The sequence below is a fragment of the Microbacterium sp. 69-10 genome (assembly GCF_001897945.1).
GTDB lineage: Bacteria > Actinomycetota > Actinomycetes > Actinomycetales > Microbacteriaceae > Microbacterium.
Genome location: NZ_MKRT01000009.1, coordinates 34,154 through 36,957, shown reverse-complemented (window position 1 = coordinate 36,957; position 2,804 = coordinate 34,154). Strand labels below are relative to the sequence as shown.

General features: G+C 70.7%; 4 protein-coding genes. 1 reads left to right on the top strand and 3 read right to left on the bottom strand.

Annotation, left to right across the window (positions count from 1 at the left end):
• The 3 genes from BGN97_RS04025 to BGN97_RS04015 form a co-directional block, all read right to left on the bottom strand.
• Positions 1-969: folate-binding protein (locus tag BGN97_RS04025; protein WP_292698258.1), on the bottom strand; the 969-nt coding region annotated here is incomplete at its 3' end.
• 2 nt (positions 970-971) lie between these two features.
• A complete protein-coding gene (locus BGN97_RS04020; protein WP_292698256.1) occupies positions 972-1,580 on the bottom strand; it encodes an FABP family protein in 609 nt (202 codons plus the stop codon).
• Between the two features lie 154 nt (positions 1,581-1,734).
• On the bottom strand, positions 1,735-2,028 hold the full coding sequence (locus BGN97_RS04015) for a hypothetical protein (RefSeq protein WP_292698254.1): 294 nt from the start codon (positions 2,026-2,028) through the stop codon (positions 1,735-1,737).
• Between the two features lie 73 nt (positions 2,029-2,101).
• Here BGN97_RS04015 and BGN97_RS04010 point away from each other — a divergent pair, with 73 nt between their 5' ends.
• Positions 2,102-2,782, top strand: a complete 681-nt coding sequence (locus BGN97_RS04010; protein ID WP_292698252.1) for a response regulator transcription factor — start codon at positions 2,102-2,104, stop codon at positions 2,780-2,782.
• Positions 2,783-2,804 lie beyond the last annotated feature (22 nt).

Here is a 2,804-nt window from a genome sequence, read left to right as displayed (position 1 = left end):
CTCGGAACGCACCATCAGTTCGCCGACGGGCGCCCGGCGGGACAGGATCGCCAGGGCGATCGGGCCCTCCTCGAAGTGCAGAGCCGCCGAGGTGATGTGTCCGACCTCGTCATCGCCGGCGAGCACGACGTCGCCGGGCGCGGGCAGCACGACGTCGCTGCCGTCCAGGTGCAGGGCGGCCAGGCGACGGGGCGGATGCCCGAGGTTGTGCACCTTCGCGACCGTCTCCTGCCCGCGGTAGCAGCCCTTGTTCAGGTGCACCGCACTGCGGATCCAGTCGGACTCGTGCGGGATGGTGCGCTCGTCGACCTCATGCGACCAACGCGGGCGCCAGGCCGCGACGCGCAGCGCCTCAGCGGCGAGCGCGCCCGCGAAGGGCCCGGTCAGAGCGGATGCGTCGTCGACAACGGCCACGCTCCAGGCGTAGTCCACGGCCGGATGCCCGTCGACGAGTGCGTACTGGTGGCCTCCGGGCTGCACCTCGCGCCACGGGTCACGCCAGATCAGCGGGACGCCGTGCGGAGCGGATGCCGTGATCCGGCCCTCGGCGTCGCCTCCGGCGAAGAAGCCGACCAGGGCGGCGTCCGGGTGCACTGTGACCGTGACGCGGGAACGGAACACCATGCGCTTCAGCCACGTCGCGAGCTGCTCGGCATCACCGGCATCGGCGATCAGCCATACCGAGGCGCCGTCCTCGAGCACGCCGGCCGCGTGCTCGACGCGACCCTGCGGGTCCAGGATCAGCAGCTCCGTGCTCGCGCCGGGGCGGAGTCGCCCCAGCGACTGAGAGGTGAACGAGTCCAGCCAGCTGAGCCGGTCCTCCCCTGCCACCTCGATCAGCGTCCGGTCCGTCAGCGGCGCGAGCGCCTCGCCGTGCGCGAGCTGCCGCTGCTCGATGATCGGGTTGCCGAAGTGCGTGATCAGGTCGCCGTCGCGCACAGCGCCGGGAAGCGCGTCGAAAGCGGACATGCTCAGACCTTCGCGAGACGCGCGGACGCGTGCGACTTCAGCTGCTCGCCGAGGGCGGTGATGTCCCAGGCCCACAGCAGATGACCGTCGACCAGGCCGTACATGCGGCTCGCCGCCGTGTACTCCTTGGTCGCCGCGCCCGCAGGGCGCACCACGGCATCCGTGGAGATGTCGATCCGGGGACCGGCGATACGGCCGAGGTACAGCTCGAGCGTGCCGTCGGAGTGCGCGACCGAGACCTCGATCGGGAACCCGTCGGCGCTGCGCAGCTGCTCGACGTCGTCGACGGTGCGCGCCGGGCCCGCGGCGGCCGGGGGCAGCAGAGCCGGGCCCGGATCGGCATCCGTGCGCGGCCGCGCGAGACGCCAGAAGCCGGTCTCGGCGAGCAGCTGCACGGGCTCGTCCTGACCCTCGAGACCGAGGAAGGAGGCCGTCGCCGCGTAGTTCAGGAACGGGCCGCCGTCATGGCTGAAGCTCACGCGGTGCGAGAACTCGCCCTGGAAGCGCGTCTCACCCGCGGTGTACTCGATGACACCGGTGCCCTCCCAGACGCCCAGCAGCCACGAGAGCGGCGCGAGGTCGGCGGGAAGATCCGTGGGCAGATCGATCACGACGGACGTCTGATCAGCGCTGGCCGCGGAACAGGTTGACGAGAACGACGCCGGCGACGAAGGCGATCGCAAGGCTCGCCAGTCCCAGCAGACCGAGGAAGAAGAATTCGAGCGCGACGGGATCCATGACATCCACCTTAGTCCCAGAGAACTGCTAGAGCGCGGCGGGGAGCGCGGCGAGACCGAACACGGCCGAGACCAGGCCCATCACGACGAGAGCGCCGACGACGCTGCCCGCGACCCGCACGATGAATCCCTGTGCGCGCCCATAGGCGAGCTGCACGGCGAAAGCCAGCAGCACCATGGCGCCGAACGCGATCAGGAGCCAGGTCACACGGGCCTGCTCGGGAAGCACGACGCCCAGGACGATCGCCGTCACCAGCGACGCGATCCACACGGCGACGACGCCGTGGAAGGCGTTGCGCGGGGCGAGAGCCGGTTCGGACATGCGGCCATCGTACTCATCCGCGGCTGTGACATGACTGCGGACCCGCACCGCGGCGGCAAGTATGCTCAAACGCGTGGCCCTGCTGCTCGTGCTCAGCACCTCCGCCGACGCGGAGTCGCTTCTGCCCGCGCTCGGACTGCTGTCGCACGGCATCCGCCGGCATCCGCTCGACACGGGCCACCTGCTCACTCTTCCCGACGCCGACGCGATCCTCGTCGACGCCAGGTCCGACCTCGTCGCGGCCCGTACCGCCTGCCGGTTCCTGCGCACCGCCACCGTGGAGCTGCCCGTGCTGCTCGTCGTGACGGAGGGCGGCCTCAGCGCGGTCGCCGCCGACTGGGGCTTCGACGATGTCGTGCTGCACGACGCAGGTCCCGCCGAGATCGACGCACGGCTGCGGCTCGCCCTCTCCCGCGCCGCCGCGGATGGCGAGCCCACCCGGATCCAGGCATCCGGGATCACGGTCGACGAGCAGTCATACTCCGCCCGCCTGCACGGCCGGCCGCTGGATCTCACCTACAAGGAATTCCAGCTGCTGCACTTCCTCGCCACCCATCCGTCCCGCGTCTTCACCCGCGAGCAGCTGCTCAGCGACGTGTGGGGGTACGACTACTTCGGGGGCACGCGCACCGTCGACGTGCACGTGCGACGGCTGCGCGCCAAGCTCGGCGAGGCCGAGCAGATCATCGGCACGGTGCGCAACGTGGGGTACCGGTTCAACCTGAACGAAGAGGATCACCGGGCGGACGACTGAGTTCACCCACACGTCACCGGCG